The organism is Chitinophaga sp. W2I13 (assembly GCF_050434005.1).
Classification (GTDB): Bacteria; Bacteroidota; Bacteroidia; order Chitinophagales; family Chitinophagaceae; genus Chitinophaga.
Genome location: NZ_JBNPWD010000001.1, coordinates 4782476 through 4801791, shown reverse-complemented (window position 1 = coordinate 4801791; position 19316 = coordinate 4782476). Strand labels below are relative to the sequence as shown.

The following is a 19316-nucleotide window of genomic DNA, read 5'->3' as shown; positions in this document are numbered from 1 at the left end:
AGGGATGCCTGTAAAGGCGTCCCTTTTTTGTGTATAATTCACACGAACGTTGAATCTGCTATTGTTTATTATGCAATAATTTGCCTCTCTAAGCACGCACTCATGGCAAAGCTCTTCCCGAAAGGCTGGTTACTCATAAAAAGCATTTACCTGAACACTGAAAAAGCAGTGATAGGCAGCATGCTTCTTCATACAGAAAATTCATACGAACAAGCGAAGATCAAACTGATCTTTGATTATGCTTTCTTCTATATTATGCTGCTCCTGAGCTTCCTCTTCGTAAATATGCTCAGCCAGAACACCGTGAATATCATCATCATTCCTGTAATCATTCTCGATCTGGCCATTTGCCTTTTACTGTTGAAAAAAGGAATAAGCGCTAAAACAGTTGGCCTGTTTGCCTCTTTATCCACACTCATCCTTCCTATTTTTTCGTCCCTGCTGAACAACCAGGACCTCGGCCCCAAATACACGCTGATATGGGTAATGAGTATCCTCGTTTGCTATATTACCGTCAACCTGTTCACCGCCCTCATCTGGAGCCTGATCCTTTGCACCTACCTGATAGCCGTTGCCTGGATCAAGATCAATAACGTGATGATATTCGTTTCACCTGGTTATTCATCCGCTTTCCAATACCTGGCTAACCCGTTTACGGTAGGCATGTATGTATTGTTCTTCATCAGGGCACTGGGGCAATACTACCGCAACCTGATTTCCATGGAACAAATGAGAACCGCCGAAAAGCAAAAACAACATTTATCGCTGATCAATCAACACCTGACCAAGCAGTTTTTACTGGTAAAAGGATTTTCGGCCTCAGGGAAAACAGCCGTTTTGAAGGGGGAAACAGAGTTACTGGAAAGTTGTTTTGAAGAAATTGAAAAACATTGCGGCTCCGCTGTCGACTACCTCAATGATTCTCAGGCGAAATGATACCTACACATCTGTGTTATAAAAGAATGCTTCCATATTAATATTATTCCTGCTATACTAATATGTAAATATTACCGTTTGCAGCGTTTTCGAACATTATGATAATAAATTCATCATTCTTACTGTATTCGGGGTAAAAACAGATTAGAAAAAATTACAACTTTTAGGGCTTACTGATACCTGCCGATAACGCTATCTTTGTAAGATCAAATATTCATCTCCTATTTTCCTTATGCCGGATGAATATCATCTAACCTATGCCATGATAGGGCTTTCAGTAAAATGAAAGCCTTTTTTTATCAAACTGAGAGAAAAAAAATGAAAAAAATAAGCCCCCCGAATAATCGGGGGGCTTTCAGTAGGATTACTAACCCATTTTTTTAATAACCCAAAATCTTCAGCATGCTCTGGGCGGTTTGCTCCTTGGCATATAACCAATCTTTCAACTGCCCGTTCTTGTCATATCCTACAATCACATGTTTGGGTGAAGGAATAAGACAATGCTTGATGCCTCCGTATCCGCTCAGCTGGTCCTGGTAGGCCCCTGTATGGAAAAATCCAATGTACAGCGGCTCTCCGGATGCCTGTTGCTTTGGCAGGAATACGGCGTTAATATGTTCTTCAGATGTATAAAAATCGTAGCCGTCACAGGTAAGTCCACCGAGATGTACCTCCTGGTATTCCTGGTCCCATTTATTAATAGGTAACATCAGGAACTTTTCTCCAATGCCCCATGTATCAGGTAACGTAGTAATGAAAGAACTATCGATCATGTACCAGGATTCCCTGTCATTCTGCATTTTTTCACCTATCACACTATAGATTACCGCACCGCTTTCGCCTACGGTAAAGGAACCAAACTCTGTGTAAATATTCGGTACAGGCACCTTATTCTTTTTACACATACTCTTAATGTTGGCCACAATCTCGTTTACAATATAGTTGTAATCATAATCGAAGCCCAAAGAGTGCTTGATCGGGAATCCGCCTCCAATATTGATACTGTCCAGTTCAGGGCAGATCTTCTTCAGCTGGCAATAGAGATTTATTACACGGTTAAACTGGCTCCAGTAATAAATATCGTCTTTAATCCCTTTATTCATGAAGAAGTGCAGCATTTTCAGCTCAAACTTCTCATTACCTTTTATTTTATCTACATAATATTCAAGGATATCACGCGGAGGAATGCCCAGCCTGGAGGTATAAAAGTCGAAACTTGGCTCCTCTTCTGCCGCTACCCTCAATCCCAGTTTCACCTTATCCTTACTCCTGATATTTCGCTTATAATCTTCCAGCTCTTCCTTATTATCCAGGATTGGCAGCACATTTTTAAACCCGCTGTTGATCAGTCGCGCTATGGCCCTGGTATATGCTTTGGTCTTAAAACCATTACAAATCACATAGGTCTCCTTATTTATCTTCTTGCGCTCATATAATTTATTGACGATATCAATATCATATGCAAAAGAAGTTTCAATATGTACCCCATGCTTCAGGGTCTCCTCCATAATAAAGGAGAAATGCGAACTTTTAGTACAATAGCAGTAAAAATACTCACCTTCGTACCTGTTCTTCTTAATGGCGTCATGGAACATTTTCTTCGCCTTATTAATCTGCATCCCGATTTTAGGCAGGAAGGTCAGTTTAAAGGGTGTTCCATATTTGTCTATCAATGCCTTTATATCCAAACCATTAAATTCCAGGTAGTTATCTTTTACTTCAAAGCCCTCCTGGGGAAATTCAAAGGTCTGTTTTACCAGGTCTGTGTAGGTGTTGTTCATTTAGTACTGCAAATGAATTTTAGGAATTAGTAATAGAAAAAAATAACAGGATAACAATCCTTTTTTCCCTCACTGGGAAACTCCTGGTTTACACACCTACGTCAGTTCGAACCCCAGCAAAATAGGTTGCAAATCTAAAGATTTTGTTGATTGCCACCTTAATTTTTTTCGGGAGGTATTCCTCGGAAAAGCCCAAATACCCGGGCAAATATACAAACAATTACAAGCCAACAAGTTAAATAATATTATTTGCTATTCCATTCAGCCCTTTTTCAGAATCTCCAATGATTGCTTTCCCTCACAAAAAAGAAGGTCCAGGATACTCAGTCCCGATATGAAGCCGGTACGCTCCTGGAACACCTGCGTATAGCCGGGCTCGCTTTCTGTAACCGGTCCCGGCAATATGCGTTCCCGCGCATCTGTTACACCGGACACTTCCTTTTCATAACTTTCGGTATAGGTGATGGGCACCTCAATGCCGAGCTTGCTATTCACCCATTCAAAACATGCCAGGTTCCAATCCATTAAAAATTGAAAAGGCTTTTCAAATAAAACCTGCAGGTCCGCTTCGTAATATTCAAACCAGGGAGACCGCCTGTAAGCAGACACGAGCGTTTTCCAATGCAAACCCTGCCATTTTTCCTCATTACTGATCCTTACATCCTTCATCACGGTCCGCTGATTCTTCCCCCGCGCCAACGGCACACTTAAAATCATCCGGCCATTTGGCCCGGCAACGTAACAACGGTTCCTGTAACTGAGCTTTTGATAGTGCTCATATTTCTCAATCTTTAATATGTCGTGCTTTATTAAAGTCTTATATGAATCAATTGGTGGAAAATATTGAGATTCAATTAACAATACCTTTTCTTTTGCATTCTCTGTCATAATGTCAAAATTTTGCATGCAGATGTTGGAATTCCGTTCGTTTCACCTGACAATCACTTATACCTAAATACTTAACAATTAACTTTAAGTGGATGATAAACAATTCATAGAATTATTAATCATATGCTAAATAAATTAGCATAGCCTACTTTCAGCAAATGATTACTGAAATGCAAAAATACTAAAGAAATTAGTGGCTTTTTTGTTCAATTTTAGCGAACTCAGGAAGGATTGCGAAGATAGCATATTTCTTTAAGACAACCTTTTATTTATATGTGTTTTATGCATTAATTATCTAAGCAGTCTCCCCCGTTTTCAAAAACTCCCCCGTTAAAAGTTTCCCAAATCCCACCCGATTTTTTGATAACTAAAAGCTTTGCAGTAGGTTTACATAAATTCAAATACCTGGTCAACTGATGAAAGTGTTCCGATTATTAGCCGCTGTTTTTCTGATCTGGGGAGTAGCAAGCTCCTGCGAAAAAAACAAGGATATTCAATTTGTGAGAGTAGCCGGTATCAGTATGGATGAGCTAGGTATGTCCAAGAGTATTGTACGGATGACCTTGGCATATTACAATCCGAACAACTATCGCCTCCAGTTAAAAGATGCCAACTTCGACCTGTTTTTTGATGACACCCAGGTAGGTCACTCCCTCCAGGATACCACCATTTCTATTCCGGCAAGGGACACTTTTTACTTCCCCGTGAAATTGGAAGTGAACATGGCCAACGTATTCAAAAATGCATTAAGCGCTTTCGCCAATAAAGAAGTAACCATCAAAGCCACCGGAAATTGTAAAGTAGGCAAGGCGGGTATTTTTCTTCCTTTCCCGATAAAATGCGAAACCAAACAAGCGCTGAATTTCTTTTAACCCGGCTATAAACGGAGTTCCAATAAGGCAATAATTTCCAGAATATGCCCGCTTTCAGCAGTGCTTCTGAGCGGAAACAGCCGTAAGTTGTGAACCTCCCAGGGAAAGCAGGCGCATATTTATTTCAGCAGGATCAGATTGGAAAGCGTTTGCTGGAATGCAGAAAAATGATGCTTCAGCGGATTAAACAGTATCGGAATAACGGTAAGCTTTAAAGGATGGAGCATTTCAGGTAATGCGGATACGGCTGACAGAAAGCCACGCCAGAAAACAGCTCAGCCTTCAGTAAACCGGCAACCACCGGACACCAAAGGCTGAAACAGGTTGATTAATGTTTTTTCGGGTCCATACCACCGCCATCTTCCGGCTTCTTGCAGCAGGTAGGCAATTTGGCGTAAGATTCCGGGTTCGCTGTTACGTTATCAGCATCATACCCCACATTGGCAATACCCGTTTTGATATTCTCAATGTTGGTACGGTCGGTATAGTACTTTACCGTTGTAATATGTTTTTTGAAATCCACTTTTACGGATTGTACGCCCTCTTCATGTGACATATACCGCTCAATACGGTTTTTACACGACTCACACTGTACGGTTGGCGTGCTGATCTTCGCTGTTTCCACAGCTTTCTGCTTTTGCTGTGCCATTGCCACGCCAACGCCGGCAAACAGGAACAACACTACTAATTTTAGGATACGCATAGTTGTAATATTAATACCCGAATATACAAAATAAGTGATATACAATTTTCAGCTACTTACCCCACTGGTCCGGCGCACTTCTCCAGGCCTGCAGTGTAGCTATTTCGTCAGCAGATACAATGCCTTTTTCCTCGGCCAGGGCAATCATAGCGGAATAATTGCTCAATGAATAAAACGGCACACCCGCTGCTTCAAAAGCTTTCACTGCTATATCAAAACCATAGTTGAAGATAGATACCATCCCGATCACTTCCCCACCAGCTGCACGAATGGCCTGCACGGCTTCCAGGCTGCTTTTGCCCGTAGAAATCAGGTCTTCAATAACCACCACCGGCTGTCCGGGTTGCAATACCCCTTCAATCTGGTTCCCCATACCATGCTCTTTCGGCTTGGATCTTACATAAATAAACGGCAGCTTCAGCTGATCCGCTACCAGCGCGCCATGTGGAATACCAGCAGTAGCCACTCCCGCAATCACGGCTGCATCAGGGAAGGTTTCAAACACCAGGTTGCACAACTCTGATTTAATATAGTCACGCACATAAGGGAAAGATAAGATCTTCCTGTTATCGCAATAGATCGGCGATTTCCAGCCGGAAGCCCATGTAAAAGGCTGTGCAGGGCTTAACTTCACGGCCTGCACCTGCAGTAACTTTTCTGCAACTTGTTTTTCGCTTACTTTATTCATACAATCGCCAAAAGTACTATCATTTTATTCAATTTACGAATTACAATAAACGAATTTGCAGAGAGCGCCGGGAATAGGTTTCCATCTTCCTAAATTCTCAATTTGTATTTCATAATTGATAATTACATTTGCGGCATGCAAGCAAATATTACGATCTATCTCAACGAGCGTCCACTCCTGCTGAGTGCCGATACCACTACCATCCCGGCCCACTTTAACGGCGCCAAAGTATACGATAACCCGGATACAAAAAAGATGGAAAATGTATTGCAGAAACTGGAAGATGGGAAAAAAGACGCAGCAGTGTTTATTGCACCGGATGTAAAACAACTTTTCAAGAAAGTATCGCTGCATTTTACTACCCTCGTAGCTGCCGGGGGATTAATCACCAATCCCGACGGTGAAGTGCTCATGATGTTCCGCCGCGGCAAATGGGACCTGCCTAAAGGCAAACAGGACCCGGGGGAAGACCTCGAAACCTGCGCGCTACGGGAAGTAGCGGAAGAAACCGGCCTGCACAACGTTTCACTGGAACATAAAATCACAGAAACGTTTCACTACTATCCCATGAAAAATAAAAAAGTATTAAAACATACCTACTGGTACCGGATGTTGTTTACCGGCACAGAATTAACGGTACCACAAATAGAAGAAGACATCCAGGACCTGCAATGGATCAAACCTGGCAACGTGGAAAAATACCTGAAATACTCCTACGAAAATATCCGGGAAGTATTCAGGGCCGCGAATATCTGATAACGTTTAGTTCCGCATCCCGGTTAAGCGGAACTATCTTTTTGCCAGTATCGCCACCGTAAGGCGGCTTACGCATACCAGCTTGTGATGATCGTCGGTAATACGGATGTCCCATACATGGCTGGTGCTCCCGATATGCAAGGGCCGGGCGCAGGCATGCACATAACCTTCTTTCACTCCTCTTATATGGTTGGCATTGATTTCCATGCCCACACAGATCTGCTTCTCCGGGTCTATGATCAATCCGGACGCCATACTGCCCACCGTTTCTGCCAGCGCCGCAGATGCGCCGCCATGCAGTAACCCATAGGGTTGTATGGTTCTGTGATCTACCGGCATCATCATTTTAAGATAATCCGGACCTATTTCCGTAAACTCCATCCCTAAACAGGTAGCCATGGTAGTGCCACCCATCTCGTTCAACTGGTCCAGTGAGATCTTAGTATTATGCCAGATCGTTTTCATATTATCTGCTTTATAAAATTATTTCTTCGTGCGTTTGATGCCTTCCAGCACAGCGGGAGGCAGGAAAGGTGACACATCTCCACCGTATTTGTAAATATCCCTCACCAGGGTAGATGCAATACTGGAGTACTGCGGAACAGTCGTTAAAAAGATCGTTTCAATACCCGGCGCCACAGTACGGTTTACATCAGCGATCGCCTTTTCATATTCAAAATCACTTACGTAACGGATACCGCGCAAAATAAAACGGGCGTCCAGTTGCTTACAGAAGTCGATGGTGAGTCCCGAATACGAAGCCACTTCCACCCGCGGATCATCTTTATAGATCTCCCTGATCCAGCTCATCCGCTCTTCCAGTGCAAACATAGGGGTTTTACTGCTGTTTACCCCGATCCCGATCACGAGGCGGTCAAACAGATCAAGCCCGCGGTTAATGACGTCCGTATGTCCCAGCGTTATAGGGTCAAATGTACCTGGGAATAAACAAGTTCTCATAAGGGTGCGATTGATTGATAGATAAACGGTCAGCGTTTTAATTCCTCCCGGTTAATAAAAATGGAGAACACCGTTGCGCCATAGTTCCTTTCAGAACGGTACCAGGAATAATCCTGGAACTTCTTATGCTGGGTATGTTCCACCACCAGCCAGCCTTCCGGGTTCAGTAACTCCTTTTCAAATATCAGTCCCGGTAACTGATCCAGTGTTGCCATCATATACGGCGGATCAGCAAAAATGAAATCAAATTTCTCCGTGCATTGCTGCAGGTATTTGAAAACGTCCATTTTTACCGTTTTCAGGTTTTCAATCCCCAACGACAAAGCTGTTTTACTGATAAAAGCAGCCATTGCCGGGTCTTTCTCCACCACAGTCATATCAGTGGCTCCCCTGGAAGCCAGCTCAAAGCTGATACTGCCGGTGCCGCCAAAAATATCCAGTGTTTTTAAAGATGGAATGTCCAGGTTGTTTTCGATAATATTAAACAATCCGCCTTTTGCAATGTCTGTAGTTGGCCGGGTATGCGGCATTTTTGCAGGCGGTTGTATCTTTCGTCCCCCCCTCGTTCCTCCGATTATACGCATAACGCTAACGCATATAAGTTATGAAAATAATAGCCCGGGATTTCCTGCATTTTTGTAATGTAACTGAAACCCGGGATTCGTTGTATCCATTCCAGGTGTGGTATAAACTTATACATCTCCTGGTATACGCCGGCATCCGTAGCCACCACTCCTCCCAGCTTTACTTTCACCAGCTGCTCATTCAGCTCCAGCTGACGAAGCACGTTCACCAGACTATACACCACATCCAACCCGGTTTGGTAATCGCTTTCCTGTTGAATCAGGAGCTTACCGCCGGCATAAACAGTCATCGTAAAGCGGTGCTGATCCACCTCGATAAAAGCCACGCCGTCCTTTGCCTGGAAATCCAGGTCCGTCGGGTAAGATTGCAGCAGTGCCGAATGGGCATGTATCACCAGGTCTGTAGAAAACTCCTTGCGTAAAAACCCAAGCAGGTCTTTATCCACGCTGTAAACATTTACCATTGGCAGGGCCGGCAGCAAATCCGACAGGATGGCTTCCTGTATTTTCTCCGGCGCGCCCAGGTGCAGAAAATCCTTCTTCAGCGAGGGCGAATAGTACGTATGCGGTACCAGCACACCTCCTCCGGTATTAAAAGCCAGCAAAATAGATTTAAAGGCAGTAAACAACAGTTTGTCGGTATCAAACACCTGTTCTATCATCTCCAGATCGGCCAGGGCCAGCTTCCGGGGAGTAAAATGATAGGACTTCAACGCCAGGAATTTCTTTGCAACCGGATCAAACACTACATAGCTGAATGTTCCGCTTCCTACCAGTACCAGTAAATTACAGGCAGTGAGATCAGTTTCCAGCAGGGTTTCATCGTCTACTGTAAATGCAGGATGGATGTTATAAGCCACGGGCATATTTAACCTTTCAAATGAATTACAATAATACTCTTTTTAGTTAATTGGTGAGGGCGTTTTGTTGTTTTATATAAGGGAGATGATCAACAGATAGCCATATCTTTGTTGCTATACCCATAATCGGCTAAAGATTCATGCAACTGGAAGTCACCACCCGGCAAATTATCAAAATAGCAGGACCCATCTGCCTGGCGCTCATTATTCCGCAGATCAATCACATCACTAATACCGCCTTCGTAGGGCGCCTGGGCGAATTTGAACTGGCGGCCAACGGGATCGCCGGTATCTACTACCTGGTGATGTACATGATTGCCTATGGCCTTAACAACGGCATGCAGGTACTCATTGCCCGCAGAGCGGGCCAGCAGCAGTTTTCCGGCATCGGGCAACTGTTCTCCAATGGCATACAGGTTGGACTCTTTTTCTCTGGAATCGCTATTTTACTCACCCTGCTGGCGGCGCCCTGGTTCTTTTCCAAAAGCCTGCACGATCACCATATCATCGCTGCAGCCGTTTCGTTTATCCGTATCCGTATATGGGGCCTTCCTTTTCTCATGCTGCTGAATATGGCCAACGCATTTTATATTGGCAGCGGCCACTCCAGGGTGCTGGCAGTTACCTCGCTTTTCCAGGAAATGATGAACATTTTCTTCGATTATACGCTCATCTTCGGTAAGCTGGGATTCCCGGCAATGGGGCTCAATGGCGCCGCCACGGCTTCCGTGATTGCGGAAGTTACCGGTTGCGGAGTTGCTTTCAGCATCCTCTTCCTGAGGCGTTATCACCTGCAATACAGCCTGTTCAGCTACTTGCGGCTCAACTGGAGCATTGTCCGCAACATCCTCAACGTATCCGCCCCCCTGATTGTGCAGTTCCTTTTCAGCATCGGCGGATGGTTCGTATTCTTTATTTTCATTGAGCACCTGGGCGAACGCCCGCTTGCCGTATCCAATATGCTCCGCAGCATTTTTGGCTTCTTTGGCATCTTCACCTGGGCGTTGGCGGCGGCCTGTAATACAATGGTAAGCAACATCATCGGGCAGGGACGGCCAGAACAGGTTTTCCCCATCATCCGGAAAATTGTGGCGCTCAGCGCAGGATGCGCTATTGCCATGTGCGTGGTGGTTAACCTCTTCCCCTATACGTTGCTGCACATTTATACCAACAGTGCCGACCTGATCACCATGGCCATCCCTTCCATCCGGATTATCACGCTGAGCACCATCCTGATGGCGATAGCAGCGGTGGTAATGAGCGGCGTGGTGGGTACCGGCAATACAAGAATTAATCTCGTAACGGAAATTATCGCCGTTATCGGCTACCTGGTGTACTGCAATATTGTAATTGAAAGAATGCGCAGCGAGCTGCACTGGGCCTGGGGAGCAGACTTTATCTACTGGATCATTATCTTCGGAATAAGTTACTGGTATCTGCGCAGTGGCAAATGGAAAGGAAAAGAAATCTAAAAGATAATTCAAAAATCATAACATCATTACAACATCCAATCAACAAAATCAATAAAATCACTATTAATCCTGGGAAAGACAACCTTCGCTTACTGCAAATCATCCAGCATTTTCCTGCAATCCGCTTTGATCCCGGCATCATCCTGGGTGATATTGCGCAGGGTCAGCGCTTTCTTCAGCACTTCAATGGCTTTTTCCTGCTGGTCATCTGCTTTATAGGCGCGGGCCAGTTCATAATAGTTGAGGATAAAAGCGGGGTCCAGCTGCCGGCACTTTTCATAGTTGCTAATGGCGTTGGCCAGTGAGCCATCCGGCAATCCGCCAAAAAGCATTTTTGCTGCGCCTCTTTCAAAGGCATTCAGGTTGGCTACTTCATAATTCCATTTACCTAAAACGTGATAGCCCTGCGCCAGTGAAGGGTTAAACTTAACCGACAGTTCCGCATATTTCTTTACTTCTTTGGAGGCGGCTACTTTATCTTTTGCACCGGAGATCAGCGACATACGTCCCATTGCAATAGCCATCGATAAATTGGATTCGGGACTATTGGGATTTACCTTAAGCGCTTGCTCGGCATAGCTTTTAGCGAGATTAAAATAACTGATCTTATCGTCTTTGCTTTTCTGCCGGTTGCCAATGCGGGAACATAACTGGCTGGCCTGGTTCAATGCGTCCAGTTCCGACGGTTGTATTTTGAGGATGTCCTTATCTTTTTCAAATGCTTCGCTTTCTTTCATCTGTTTCTCCAGCTGCCTGGCTTCTTCTACCATTTCACTGACACTCTGGGCCTGTACAAACAGTACCGCTGATAATAAAAAGCAAACTGCCATGATCCGTTTCAACATAGGACAGGTTTTTACAGCGTAAGAATTTGTTGATTAACTTATAGCTATAAATTTACGGAAACATCATATATATCCCAAAAAATAGTAACTAGTAATCCTTCTCCAGGGAAACCAGGGAGTTGCGGACAGTAGCGCCCATGGGCGGATTCATTTTGCGGAGGGTAACGGTGCTGTGCTGGATACCGGGATACCGTTGCTTGAGTGCATCGGTTAATTCATACACCACTTCTTCCAGTAATGGCCGTGGAACGGCCATCACAGCCTTTGCTATTTCATAGATGCCCTGGTAGTTAACCGTTTCAGACAAATCATCTACGGGCACGGTGCCGGGTATACGAACTGCCACATCCAGTACAAAATGATTACCGATGATGGTTTCTTCCGGGTATAAGCCGTGGTAAGCGTAGAAAGTAGCCTGTTCGAGGGCGATGGTAAGCATAAGCCGAAATTACGGACAACAAATAACGGATTTACAGGAATGTTCTCCCTGTAAATCCATTATTCATTATCCTGTTTATTATTGGTGGTGTTCTTTTGCTGATAAATATCTTTCTGCATCCAGGGCGGCCACACATCCGCTGCCGGCGGCAGTTACCGCCTGGCGGTAAATTTTATCCTGTACATCACCGCAGGCAAACACCCCTTCCACGCTGGTACGGCTGGTGCCTGGTTCTGTAACAATATATTCCTGGTCGTCCAGTGTCAGGTAGTCTTTGAAGATACCGGAGTTGGGCTGGTGACCAATAGCTACGAAGAATGCGCTTACCGGTATTTCTTTCTTTTCGCCGGTTTTGTTATTCAGGATGCGCAGTCCTTCTACTTTCTTATCTCCCAGTACTTCGTCTGTTTCAGAATTCCAGTATACAATGATATTGGAAGTTTTCAGTACGCGGTCCTGCATTACTTTGGAAGCGCGCATTTCATGACGGCGCACCAGCATATGCACGGTACTGCACATTTTAGAAAGATAAAGCGCTTCTTCAGCAGCGGTATCACCGGCGCCTACAATAGCCACTTCTTTACCACGGAAGAAGAATCCGTCGCAAACAGCGCAGGCGCTTACGCCGCTGCCGTTCAAACGTTGCTCGGAAGGAAGCCCCAGCCATTTGGCAGAGGCGCCGGTGGCGATAATGATCGCATCGGCAGTGATTTCCTTCTCTTCGTCGATCGCTACTTTATAAGGTTGTTTACTGAAATCCACGGAAGTAGCCAAACCATAACGGATGTCGGCACCCATGCGGGCTGCCTGTTTTTCAAAATCCACCATCATTTCGGGTCCCTGAATACCTTCCGGATAACCAGGATAGTTTTCAACTTCAGTGGTGATGGTTAATTGTCCGCCGGGCTGAATGCCCTGGTATAATACTGGTTTAAGGTTGGCTCTTGCAGCATAAATTGCAGCGGTATAACCGGCAGGGCCGGAACCGATGATCAATAAGTGTACATGCTCTTGTTGCTTGTTTTCCATTTTGTTTGCTGTATGTATAATTACCTGCTAATAATAATTGTTTTATAGGTTACTGTATAACCGCCCCAGTAGCCTAATGCGCCGTGTACATTTCCAAGTATCTTCGTGGGCGATGAAAATGGATTGCCATTACTGTTATAGGCAAAATCAAGCGTTCGCCAGAAATCCCAGGTTGCTTTGTCAATATTACAAAACTTCAGGGTAACAGTATCCCCCGGCTCAAAGAACTCATCGGGCCTGTCATCAGGATCCAGGTTCTTATTAACGCCGGCGTCCACAGGAATTTCAAATGTTGTGCCGTTCACCAGCTGGTCATCCAGCACAGAATTCAGTCCGGGTAAATAGGGCTCACTGTTTCGCCTGGTAAAGTACCTTGCATAGTTCCCAAACGCAGGAGCATCCGTGATCTTCACCCAAAGGCGGGCTTTCGTGGAGTCATCCACCGTCACTAATGTCCACCAGACCGAGTCCAGTTTCATGCCGCGCTGCGGTATAGTTGTCACAGATTCATATGCCTTATTGTCAGCGTTAATACGTAAAGTATAGGTGCCCGGCACATTTCCAGTGAAGTTGTTTGCAGGCTGCGTAAGATCCGGCAGGTATACAAAGAACTTCATGTTGCCGGTATCTATTGTCCGCTCCTTTAGTGTCATGGTTTTGCTGCCATTGGAAACGGTGACAGTGGCGTTATGAACAAATGCATTCGTTAATACTGCCGGATCTATCTGTGAAAAATAGTTAAGGCTGTGTGTGAGAATTACCAACGGGTAGGAGCCGCTTTCAAATCTGCCTTCCACCACCAGTTGTGGTTCCTGTTGTGGCAGGTTAACGCTGATATCTTTCTCGCAGGCGGCAAAGATCAGTATAACCAGGAGTAAGAAAAGCGGCATACGCATGAGTGCAAAAATAAGGGGTGTTCACTAAATAAGAACACCGGCCATGTATTTACAAGGCCGGTGTTCTTATAGAATAAAGAGGATTAGTAGATTTATCCTTTCGTTAATGTTAACTAACTAATGAATAAAGGTATTTTATCCCAGGTATGATTTCAGGGCGCCACTATAGCGGGCTTTCTGCAGCCTTTTGATAGCACGTTCTTTAATCTGCCTGATTCTTTCTTTAGTCAGATCGTATTTCTGACCGATTTGTTCGATTGTTGCGCCATTTTCACCATCCAGACCAAAATAAGCATTCACAATTTCAGCTTCGCGTGGGCTCAGGGATTTTAATACCCGGCGTATTTCCTCGCGGAGTGAATCTCTCATCACGTCATCATCAGTAATATCTCCACCTTCCAGCAGGTCGCCCATTGCTACGTCTTCTGCTTCGTGCACGGGTGCATCCAGAGACATGTGACGGGTGTTGCTTTGGAAGATATTGTTAATTTCTGATTCAGACATCTCCAGGATTTCTGCGAGCTCCTCGGTAGAAGGCTCACGCTCGTTTTCCTGCTCAAATGCCATGTAAGCTTTGTTAGCTTTATTATAGGTGCCAATTTTGTTTTGCGGAAGACGAACAAGACGACCCTGTTCAGCCAGCGCCTGCAGAATGGATTGGCGAATCCACCATACTGCATAAGAGATGAATTTGAAACCTTTCGTTTCATCGAAACGTTGTGCCGCCTTGATCAAGCCGAGATTACCTTCATTAATCAGGTCACTCAGGCTAAGGCCCTGGTGCTGATACTGCTTCGCAACAGAAACAACGAAACGTAAGTTTCCTGTAGTCAATCTTTCAAGAGCCTTTTGATCGCCCATTTTAATGCGTTGCGCCAAAACGGTCTCTTCCTCAGGTGTTAACAAAGGGATCTTCGAGATTTCCTGCAGGTACTTTTCTACCGCCTGCGAATCACGATTGGTGATCTGGGTGGCAATTTTAAGTTGCCTCATATGAAAAATTGTATTGGTTTATAAATAAATAACAGCGAAAGAAATTTTTTGTTCGAAACTTTTAAAATTATTAACTTACAAAGTTTCCCGCGCTTTATTGTTTTGTTTCAAAATAAGTCTGCAAAGATCGTGCTAACCAACCACTCTACCAAATCCTTCTTATATTTGCCAGCCATATAACAAAGTACAGTTTTATAACGGAATTTTATAGTGCTTTAGTCCCTGTACAGCGTTGGTTTATACAAATTTTAACAATTGATAAAGAATCATATTTAAATTAACATCTTAACTAATTTATTCGTTAAGCCGTTGCAAATTTTTCAATAAAATGATTGACTTTAGAAGCGACACTTTTACACGTCCCGGCCCTGGCATGTTACAGGCTATGCTGCAGGCAGAAACCGGTGATGACGTTTTCGGTGAAGATCCCAGCATCAACAAACTGGAAGCCATGATGGCAGAATATTTTGGCAAACCGGCAGCCTTGTACTGCCCTTCCGGCACTATGAGTAACCAGGTCGCCATTAAAGTACATACGTTGCCCGGGGATGAAGTGGTTTGCAGTAATCTTGCTCACGTATATATTTATGAAGGAGGCGGCATCGCCTTCAACTCCGGCGCCCAGGTACATGCCCTCATCGGCGACCGTGGCATGATCCGCGCTACCCAGGTGGAAGCAGCCATCAACCCCGACGATGTGCATAAAGCCCGCACCAGCCTCGTTTGCCTCGAAAACACCTCCAACCGCGGCGGCGGATGCTGCTACGACTGGGAAGAAATGGTGAAAATAGGCGACGTGTGTAAAAAACATGGCCTCGCACTGCACCTCGACGGCGCCCGTCTCTTCAACGCACTCGTGGCCACCGGCCAGGACCCAAAAACATACGGTCAACTATTCGACAGCATCTCCGTTTGTCTTAATAAAGGAATGGGATGCCCCATGGGCTCCGTACTGCTCGGCAGCGAAACATTTATCAAAGCCGCCAGGCGTATCCGCAAAAAACTCGGTGGCGGCCTCCGGCAAGCCGGATTTATGGCAGCTACCGGCATCTATGCCATGGAAAATAATATCGCCCGGCTGGCAGAAGACCACCACCACGCCAAACAACTGGCGCAGGCCCTGCTGGAAAAATCCTTCACCGGTCACATGCTCCCCGTGGAAACCAATATCCTCATCTTTGAAGTAACAGGCGACTGGACTCCGCAGCTCTTCGCCGATTACCTCAAAAAACAGGGTATCCTCGTAATGCCCATCTCACCAACGCAGGTAAGAATAGTCACCCACCTCGATGTTACACCGGAAATGATTGCACAAACCTGCGAAATCATCGCAGAGATGGCATAACGGAAAGGGCAACTATTACTGCCCTTTAAATTTCCATCTCTCCTTAATCTCCGTTATTTTTGCAACCTTATATTATGAATAGCATGGAACTTTCGAAAAATTACCTGCCTGCAACGGTTGAAGAAAAATGGTACCAACAATGGATGGATAAAGGCTACTTCCGCTCTAAACCGGATGGCCGCCAACCCTTTACTGTCGTCATCCCCCCTCCAAACGTCACCGGGGTCCTCCATCTTGGCCATACCCTCAACGAAACCGTACAGGATATCCTGGTACGCCGGGCTCGTATGAGCGGCTTCAACGCCTGCTGGGTTCCAGGCTCCGACCACGCCTCCATCGCCACGGAAGCAAAAGTGGTAAATATGCTCAAACAGGAGAAAGGCATCGAAAAATCCCAGCTCACCCGCGAAGAATTTCTCAAATATGCATTCGAATGGAAAGATAAATATGGAGATATCATCTACCACCAGATAAAAAAACTCGGCTGCAGCTGCGACTGGGATCGCGTAACCTTTACAATGGACGACCACTACTACAAAGCAGTGATCACCGTTTTCATTGACCTCTATAAAAAAGGAGTGATCTATCGCGGCGCCCGCATGATCAACTGGGATCCAAAAGCTAAAACAGCACTGAGCGACGAGGAAGTTGAATATAAAGACCTCCAGGGTAAGCTCTATCATGTGAAATACGCCATCACGGACGCCACCGGCACGCCAACCGGCGAATATATCACCATCGCCACACAGCGCCCGGAAACCATCATGGGCGATACCGCCATCTGCGTAAACCCGGAAGATGAAAGATACGCCCACCTGAAAGGTCACTTCGCTACCGTACCACTGGTCAACCGTCGTGTTCCGGTAATATTTGATACCTACGTAGATAAAGAATTCGGTACCGGCGCCCTGAAAGTAACGCCCGCACACGATATCAACGACTATAACCTGGGCCTGAAACATAACCTCGAAATCGTTGATACCCTCAACGACGATGGCACGCTCAGCGCCGCCGCCGTTGTTTTTGTAGGAGAAGACCGCTTCGTTGCCCGTAAAAAAGTAGTAGCCGCCCTCGCAGAAGAAGGCCTGCTCGTAAAAGAGCAGGAATATACCACCCGCCTCGGTTACAGTCAGCGTAACCCCGATACGGTAGTGGAACCCCGCATCTCCACCCAGTGGTTTGTGAAAATGGCAGAAATGGCCAAACCCGCCCTGGACGCGGTAGTGAACGGTGATGTAAAAATCCATCCCGGCGACCGGTTCCTGGCGACTTACAAATACTGGATGGAAAATGTTAAGGACTGGTGCATCTCCCGCCAACTCTGGTGGGGACAGCAAATCCCTGCCTGGTACGCGCCGGACGGTTCCTTTGAGGTAGCCGCCACCGCTGCTGAAGCAGTGCAGCAGTTTGCCGCCCGCAGTATCACCGTCAAAGCAGCCGAACTCACACAGGACCAGGATTGCCTGGATACCTGGTTCAGCTCCTGGCTCTGGCCCATGGAAGTATTCAACGGCATCTCCCAACCGGATAACGAGGATATCAATTACTATTACCCTACTTCGGTATTGGTAACCGGACAGGATATCATCTTCTTCTGGGTAGCCCGTATGATCATGGCCGGACTGGAGTTCAAAGAAGTGAAACCCTTCAGCGACGTATACTTCACCGGAATGGTACGCGACAAACAAGGCCGTAAAATGAGTAAGCAACTGGGCAACTCCCCCGATCTGCTGGAACTCATCCATGCCTTTGGCGCCGATGCCGTTCGCTTTGGTATCATGATTTCTTCACCCGCTGGTAACGATCTCCTGTACGATGACTCCAGCTGTGAACAGGGCCGTAACTTCTGTAATAAAATATGGAATGCCCTTAAACTGGTGAAAATGTGGGAACAACGCCAGGAAAATGACAGCGCCACCAACGCCGCAGCAGCTAACTTCGCCGTGAAATGGTTTGAAAGCAGGCTGAATGAAGTACAACTGGAAGTAGCCGCCCTGCATAAGGACTTCCGCCTCAGCGAAGGCCTCAAAGCCATCTACAGCCTGGTATGGGACGATTTCTGCAGCTGGTACCTCGAATGGGCAAAACCGGGTTTCGAACAACCGATCCCTGCTTCCATCTACCATAAAACAGTTTACTTCTTCGAACAACTGATGCAACTGCTGCACCCGTATATGCCTTTTATTACAGAAGAAATATACCAGCAACTCGCGGCACGTGCAGCGGATGATTCCCTGATGATAAAACAGTTTATCACCCCGCAGGCGCCGGTACACGCTACCCTGCTGGAAGGTTCGCTGGCAAAAGAAGTGATCAGCAGCATCCGCGATGCACGTAACAAACATCAGATAAAACCAAAAGATCCGATCGTACTGCACATAGAAACCAAACACGATAACGCATTCAAACAAATTGAAGGCATGCTCGCCAAACAGGTGAACGCAAAAGCCATTCACTATGTACAGGAACCCGTGCCAGGCTGCATTACCCTCGTGATCCAGAAAGATAAATTCTACCTCGGTACAGAAACTGCACTGGATACCGCCGCACAAAAAGCAGCGCTCACAAAAGATCTCGAATACCTGAAAGGATTCCTGGTATCTGTTGAAAAGAAACTCAGCAATGAGCGCTTCGTACAAAACGCAAAAGCAGAAGCCGTAGACGCAGAACGTCAGAAGAAAGCAGATGCCGAAGCAAAAATTGCAGTCATAGAGGAAAGTTTAAAGTCCTTATAATTTTTAGGATCGCCCGGTCGTTACTATACCGGGCGATTTTTTTATATCCCGGTACTATCATGCAAAAACATCTGTTACTTAGTTTCTTATTAGCCACTGCTGTTACACCGGTCATTGCACAATCCGCAAAAAAACCGGCGACTGCCGTAACCAGCAAAAGACCCATGAAACTCCGCAGCAGCTGGGGCATCTACCTGAGCGACACGCTACCAAAAAGTGAAGTCATTAAATTACTGGACTCCGCGTTAATTGTGCGGGACGAAAAGAATATCAAATACCCGGTGCTCTCATTTGCTTTTACTTTTGAAAAACATGAGCCTTATCTGAACGATACTACCGGGCAACCCGCTATATACAAAGATTTTACAGGAGATAATTTCAAAGCAGCTTCCCTCCCCGCCGCGTGGAGCAAAAACCTGAAGGAAACCCTGCAAACCGGTGATGTCTTGTACTTCGACGACATCATCATCAAATATGCAGAAGAAAAATTCTACAAAGCTCCTTCCCTTCAGATCAACGTTAAGTAGTCCATCT

At 45.7% G+C, this 19316-nt stretch carries 20 protein-coding genes; 7 read left to right on the top strand and 13 right to left on the bottom strand.

All coding sequences use genetic code 11. The annotated features are described in order from the left end of the window. Positions 1 to 102: 102 nt before the first annotated feature. Positions 103 to 936, top strand: coding sequence for a hypothetical protein (locus tag QFZ48_RS19815; protein WP_429050380.1), 834 nt, complete (start codon positions 103 to 105; stop codon positions 934 to 936). Positions 937 to 1316: 380 nt separating this feature from the next. Here the strand turns inward: QFZ48_RS19815 and QFZ48_RS19810 are convergent, their stop codons facing one another. After that, positions 1317 to 2717, bottom strand: a complete 1401-nt coding sequence (locus QFZ48_RS19810) for an arginine decarboxylase (RefSeq protein ID WP_370907932.1) — start codon at positions 2715 to 2717, stop codon at positions 1317 to 1319. Positions 2718 to 2978: 261 nt separating this feature from the next. Continuing rightward, the gene (locus tag QFZ48_RS19805; protein WP_429063325.1) at positions 2979 to 3605 is read right to left on the bottom strand and encodes a WbqC family protein; all 627 of its coding nucleotides are present in this window, start codon (positions 3603 to 3605) and stop codon (positions 2979 to 2981) included. 416 nt (positions 3606 to 4021) lie between these two features. On the opposite strand from QFZ48_RS19805, the gene QFZ48_RS19800 reads away from it, so the two are divergent. After that, entirely contained in the window at positions 4022 to 4477 is a 456-nt protein-coding gene (locus QFZ48_RS19800) for an LEA type 2 family protein (RefSeq protein ID WP_079473358.1), read from the top strand. A gap of 328 nt (positions 4478 to 4805) precedes the next feature. Here QFZ48_RS19800 and QFZ48_RS19795 read toward each other — a convergent pair whose 3' ends face one another. Together QFZ48_RS19795 and pyrE are read right to left on the bottom strand one after the other, a co-directional pair. Then, the gene (locus QFZ48_RS19795) at positions 4806 to 5180 is read right to left on the bottom strand and encodes a heavy-metal-associated domain-containing protein (RefSeq protein ID WP_429063324.1); all 375 of its coding nucleotides are present in this window, start codon (positions 5178 to 5180) and stop codon (positions 4806 to 4808) included. A 52-nt stretch (positions 5181 to 5232) separates the two neighbouring features. Then, positions 5233 to 5868, bottom strand: a complete 636-nt coding sequence (gene pyrE / locus QFZ48_RS19790) for an orotate phosphoribosyltransferase (protein ID WP_429050384.1) — start codon at positions 5866 to 5868, stop codon at positions 5233 to 5235. A 135-nt stretch (positions 5869 to 6003) separates the two neighbouring features. On the opposite strand from pyrE, the gene QFZ48_RS19785 reads away from it, so the two are divergent. Continuing rightward, positions 6004 to 6624, top strand: coding sequence for an NUDIX hydrolase (locus QFZ48_RS19785; RefSeq protein WP_429050385.1), 621 nt, complete (start codon positions 6004 to 6006; stop codon positions 6622 to 6624). A gap of 33 nt (positions 6625 to 6657) precedes the next feature. On the opposite strand, the gene QFZ48_RS19780 is transcribed toward QFZ48_RS19785, so the two are convergent. From QFZ48_RS19780 to QFZ48_RS19765, 4 genes are read right to left on the bottom strand one after another with little or no spacing between them, the layout of a single operon-like run. After that, positions 6658 to 7089 (bottom strand): hotdog fold thioesterase, encoded by a 432-nt coding sequence (locus tag QFZ48_RS19780; RefSeq protein WP_370907937.1) that lies wholly within the window; start codon positions 7087 to 7089, stop codon positions 6658 to 6660. An 18-nt stretch (positions 7090 to 7107) separates the two neighbouring features. Next, complete coding sequence (gene coaD, locus QFZ48_RS19775; RefSeq protein WP_370907938.1) at positions 7108 to 7584, bottom strand: pantetheine-phosphate adenylyltransferase; 477 nt, start codon at positions 7582 to 7584, stop codon at positions 7108 to 7110. Between the two features lie 29 nt (positions 7585 to 7613). After that, complete coding sequence (locus QFZ48_RS19770; RefSeq protein ID WP_429063323.1) at positions 7614 to 8168, bottom strand: RsmD family RNA methyltransferase; 555 nt, start codon at positions 8166 to 8168, stop codon at positions 7614 to 7616. Further along, a complete protein-coding gene (locus QFZ48_RS19765) occupies positions 8159 to 9028 on the bottom strand; it encodes a DUF3822 family protein (RefSeq protein ID WP_429050386.1) in 870 nt (289 codons plus the stop codon). The genes QFZ48_RS19770 and QFZ48_RS19765 overlap by 10 nt, the downstream gene beginning before the upstream one ends. Before the next feature lie 140 nt (positions 9029 to 9168). Here QFZ48_RS19765 and QFZ48_RS19760 point away from each other — a divergent pair, with 140 nt between their 5' ends. Continuing rightward, positions 9169 to 10500, top strand: coding sequence for an MATE family efflux transporter (locus QFZ48_RS19760; RefSeq protein WP_429063322.1), 1332 nt, complete (start codon positions 9169 to 9171; stop codon positions 10498 to 10500). 89 nt (positions 10501 to 10589) lie between these two features. On the opposite strand, the gene QFZ48_RS19755 is transcribed toward QFZ48_RS19760, so the two are convergent. The 5 genes from QFZ48_RS19755 to QFZ48_RS19735 form a co-directional block, all read right to left on the bottom strand. Continuing rightward, the gene (locus QFZ48_RS19755; protein WP_429063321.1) at positions 10590 to 11345 is read right to left on the bottom strand and encodes a hypothetical protein; all 756 of its coding nucleotides are present in this window, start codon (positions 11343 to 11345) and stop codon (positions 10590 to 10592) included. Positions 11346 to 11433: 88 nt separating this feature from the next. Continuing rightward, the gene (gene folB / locus QFZ48_RS19750) at positions 11434 to 11784 is read right to left on the bottom strand and encodes a dihydroneopterin aldolase (RefSeq protein WP_079473347.1); all 351 of its coding nucleotides are present in this window, start codon (positions 11782 to 11784) and stop codon (positions 11434 to 11436) included. Between the two features lie 78 nt (positions 11785 to 11862). After that, positions 11863 to 12813: a thioredoxin-disulfide reductase gene (gene trxB / locus QFZ48_RS19745; RefSeq protein WP_429063320.1), complete on the bottom strand. Its 951-nt coding sequence runs from the start codon at positions 12811 to 12813 to the stop codon at positions 11863 to 11865. Positions 12814 to 12833: 20 nt separating this feature from the next. Beyond that, a complete protein-coding gene (locus QFZ48_RS19740; RefSeq protein WP_429063319.1) occupies positions 12834 to 13709 on the bottom strand; it encodes a DUF4249 domain-containing protein in 876 nt (291 codons plus the stop codon). A gap of 135 nt (positions 13710 to 13844) precedes the next feature. Beyond that, positions 13845 to 14702, bottom strand: coding sequence for a sigma-70 family RNA polymerase sigma factor (locus QFZ48_RS19735; RefSeq protein ID WP_012793808.1), 858 nt, complete (start codon positions 14700 to 14702; stop codon positions 13845 to 13847). A 328-nt stretch (positions 14703 to 15030) separates the two neighbouring features. Here QFZ48_RS19735 and QFZ48_RS19730 point away from each other — a divergent pair, with 328 nt between their 5' ends. The 3 genes from QFZ48_RS19730 (at position 15031) to QFZ48_RS19720 (ending at position 19309) form a co-directional block, all read left to right on the top strand. Beyond that, a complete protein-coding gene (locus tag QFZ48_RS19730) occupies positions 15031 to 16047 on the top strand; it encodes a threonine aldolase family protein (protein ID WP_429063318.1) in 1017 nt (338 codons plus the stop codon). 83 nt (positions 16048 to 16130) lie between these two features. Continuing rightward, positions 16131 to 18782 carry a valine--tRNA ligase gene (locus tag QFZ48_RS19725; protein ID WP_429063317.1) on the top strand — a complete coding sequence of 884 codons (2652 nt, stop codon included), beginning with the start codon at positions 16131 to 16133 and terminating at the stop codon, positions 18780 to 18782. 59 nt (positions 18783 to 18841) lie between these two features. Beyond that, entirely contained in the window at positions 18842 to 19309 is a 468-nt protein-coding gene (locus tag QFZ48_RS19720) for a hypothetical protein (protein ID WP_429063316.1), read from the top strand. Positions 19310 to 19316: the final 7 nt, after the last annotated feature.

Excerpts from the sequence above, each read along its gene's own strand:
- QFZ48_RS19795 (WP_429063324.1), bottom strand. The coding sequence starts at position 5,180 with ATGCGTATCCTAAAATTAGTAGTGTTGTTCCTGTTTGCCGGCGTTGGC.
- QFZ48_RS19815 (WP_429050380.1), top strand. The coding sequence starts at position 103 with ATGGCAAAGCTCTTCCCGAAAGGCTGGTTACTCATAAAAAGCATTTAC.
- QFZ48_RS19800 (WP_079473358.1), top strand. The coding sequence starts at position 4,022 with ATGAAAGTGTTCCGATTATTAGCCGCTGTTTTTCTGATCTGGGGAGTA.
- QFZ48_RS19730 (WP_429063318.1), top strand. The coding sequence starts at position 15,031 with ATGATTGACTTTAGAAGCGACACTTTTACACGTCCCGGCCCTGGCATG.
- QFZ48_RS19770 (WP_429063323.1), bottom strand. The coding sequence starts at position 8,168 with ATGCGTATAATCGGAGGAACGAGGGGGGGACGAAAGATACAACCGCCT.
- QFZ48_RS19755 (WP_429063321.1), bottom strand. The coding sequence starts at position 11,345 with ATGTTGAAACGGATCATGGCAGTTTGCTTTTTATTATCAGCGGTACTG.
- QFZ48_RS19785 (WP_429050385.1), top strand. The coding sequence starts at position 6,004 with ATGCAAGCAAATATTACGATCTATCTCAACGAGCGTCCACTCCTGCTG.
- folB (WP_079473347.1), bottom strand. The coding sequence starts at position 11,784 with ATGCTTACCATCGCCCTCGAACAGGCTACTTTCTACGCTTACCACGGC.
- QFZ48_RS19725 (WP_429063317.1), top strand. The coding sequence starts at position 16,131 with ATGGAACTTTCGAAAAATTACCTGCCTGCAACGGTTGAAGAAAAATGG.
- QFZ48_RS19740 (WP_429063319.1), bottom strand. The coding sequence starts at position 13,709 with ATGCGTATGCCGCTTTTCTTACTCCTGGTTATACTGATCTTTGCCGCC.
- QFZ48_RS19720 (WP_429063316.1), top strand. The coding sequence starts at position 18,842 with ATGCAAAAACATCTGTTACTTAGTTTCTTATTAGCCACTGCTGTTACA.
- coaD (WP_370907938.1), bottom strand. The coding sequence starts at position 7,584 with ATGAGAACTTGTTTATTCCCAGGTACATTTGACCCTATAACGCTGGGA.
- QFZ48_RS19805 (WP_429063325.1), bottom strand. The coding sequence starts at position 3,605 with ATGACAGAGAATGCAAAAGAAAAGGTATTGTTAATTGAATCTCAATAT.
- QFZ48_RS19760 (WP_429063322.1), top strand. The coding sequence starts at position 9,169 with ATGCAACTGGAAGTCACCACCCGGCAAATTATCAAAATAGCAGGACCC.
- QFZ48_RS19810 (WP_370907932.1), bottom strand. The coding sequence starts at position 2,717 with ATGAACAACACCTACACAGACCTGGTAAAACAGACCTTTGAATTTCCC.
- QFZ48_RS19735 (WP_012793808.1), bottom strand. The coding sequence starts at position 14,702 with ATGAGGCAACTTAAAATTGCCACCCAGATCACCAATCGTGATTCGCAG.
- trxB (WP_429063320.1), bottom strand. The coding sequence starts at position 12,813 with ATGGAAAACAAGCAACAAGAGCATGTACACTTATTGATCATCGGTTCC.
- pyrE (WP_429050384.1), bottom strand. The coding sequence starts at position 5,868 with ATGAATAAAGTAAGCGAAAAACAAGTTGCAGAAAAGTTACTGCAGGTG.
- QFZ48_RS19780 (WP_370907937.1), bottom strand. The coding sequence starts at position 7,089 with ATGAAAACGATCTGGCATAATACTAAGATCTCACTGGACCAGTTGAAC.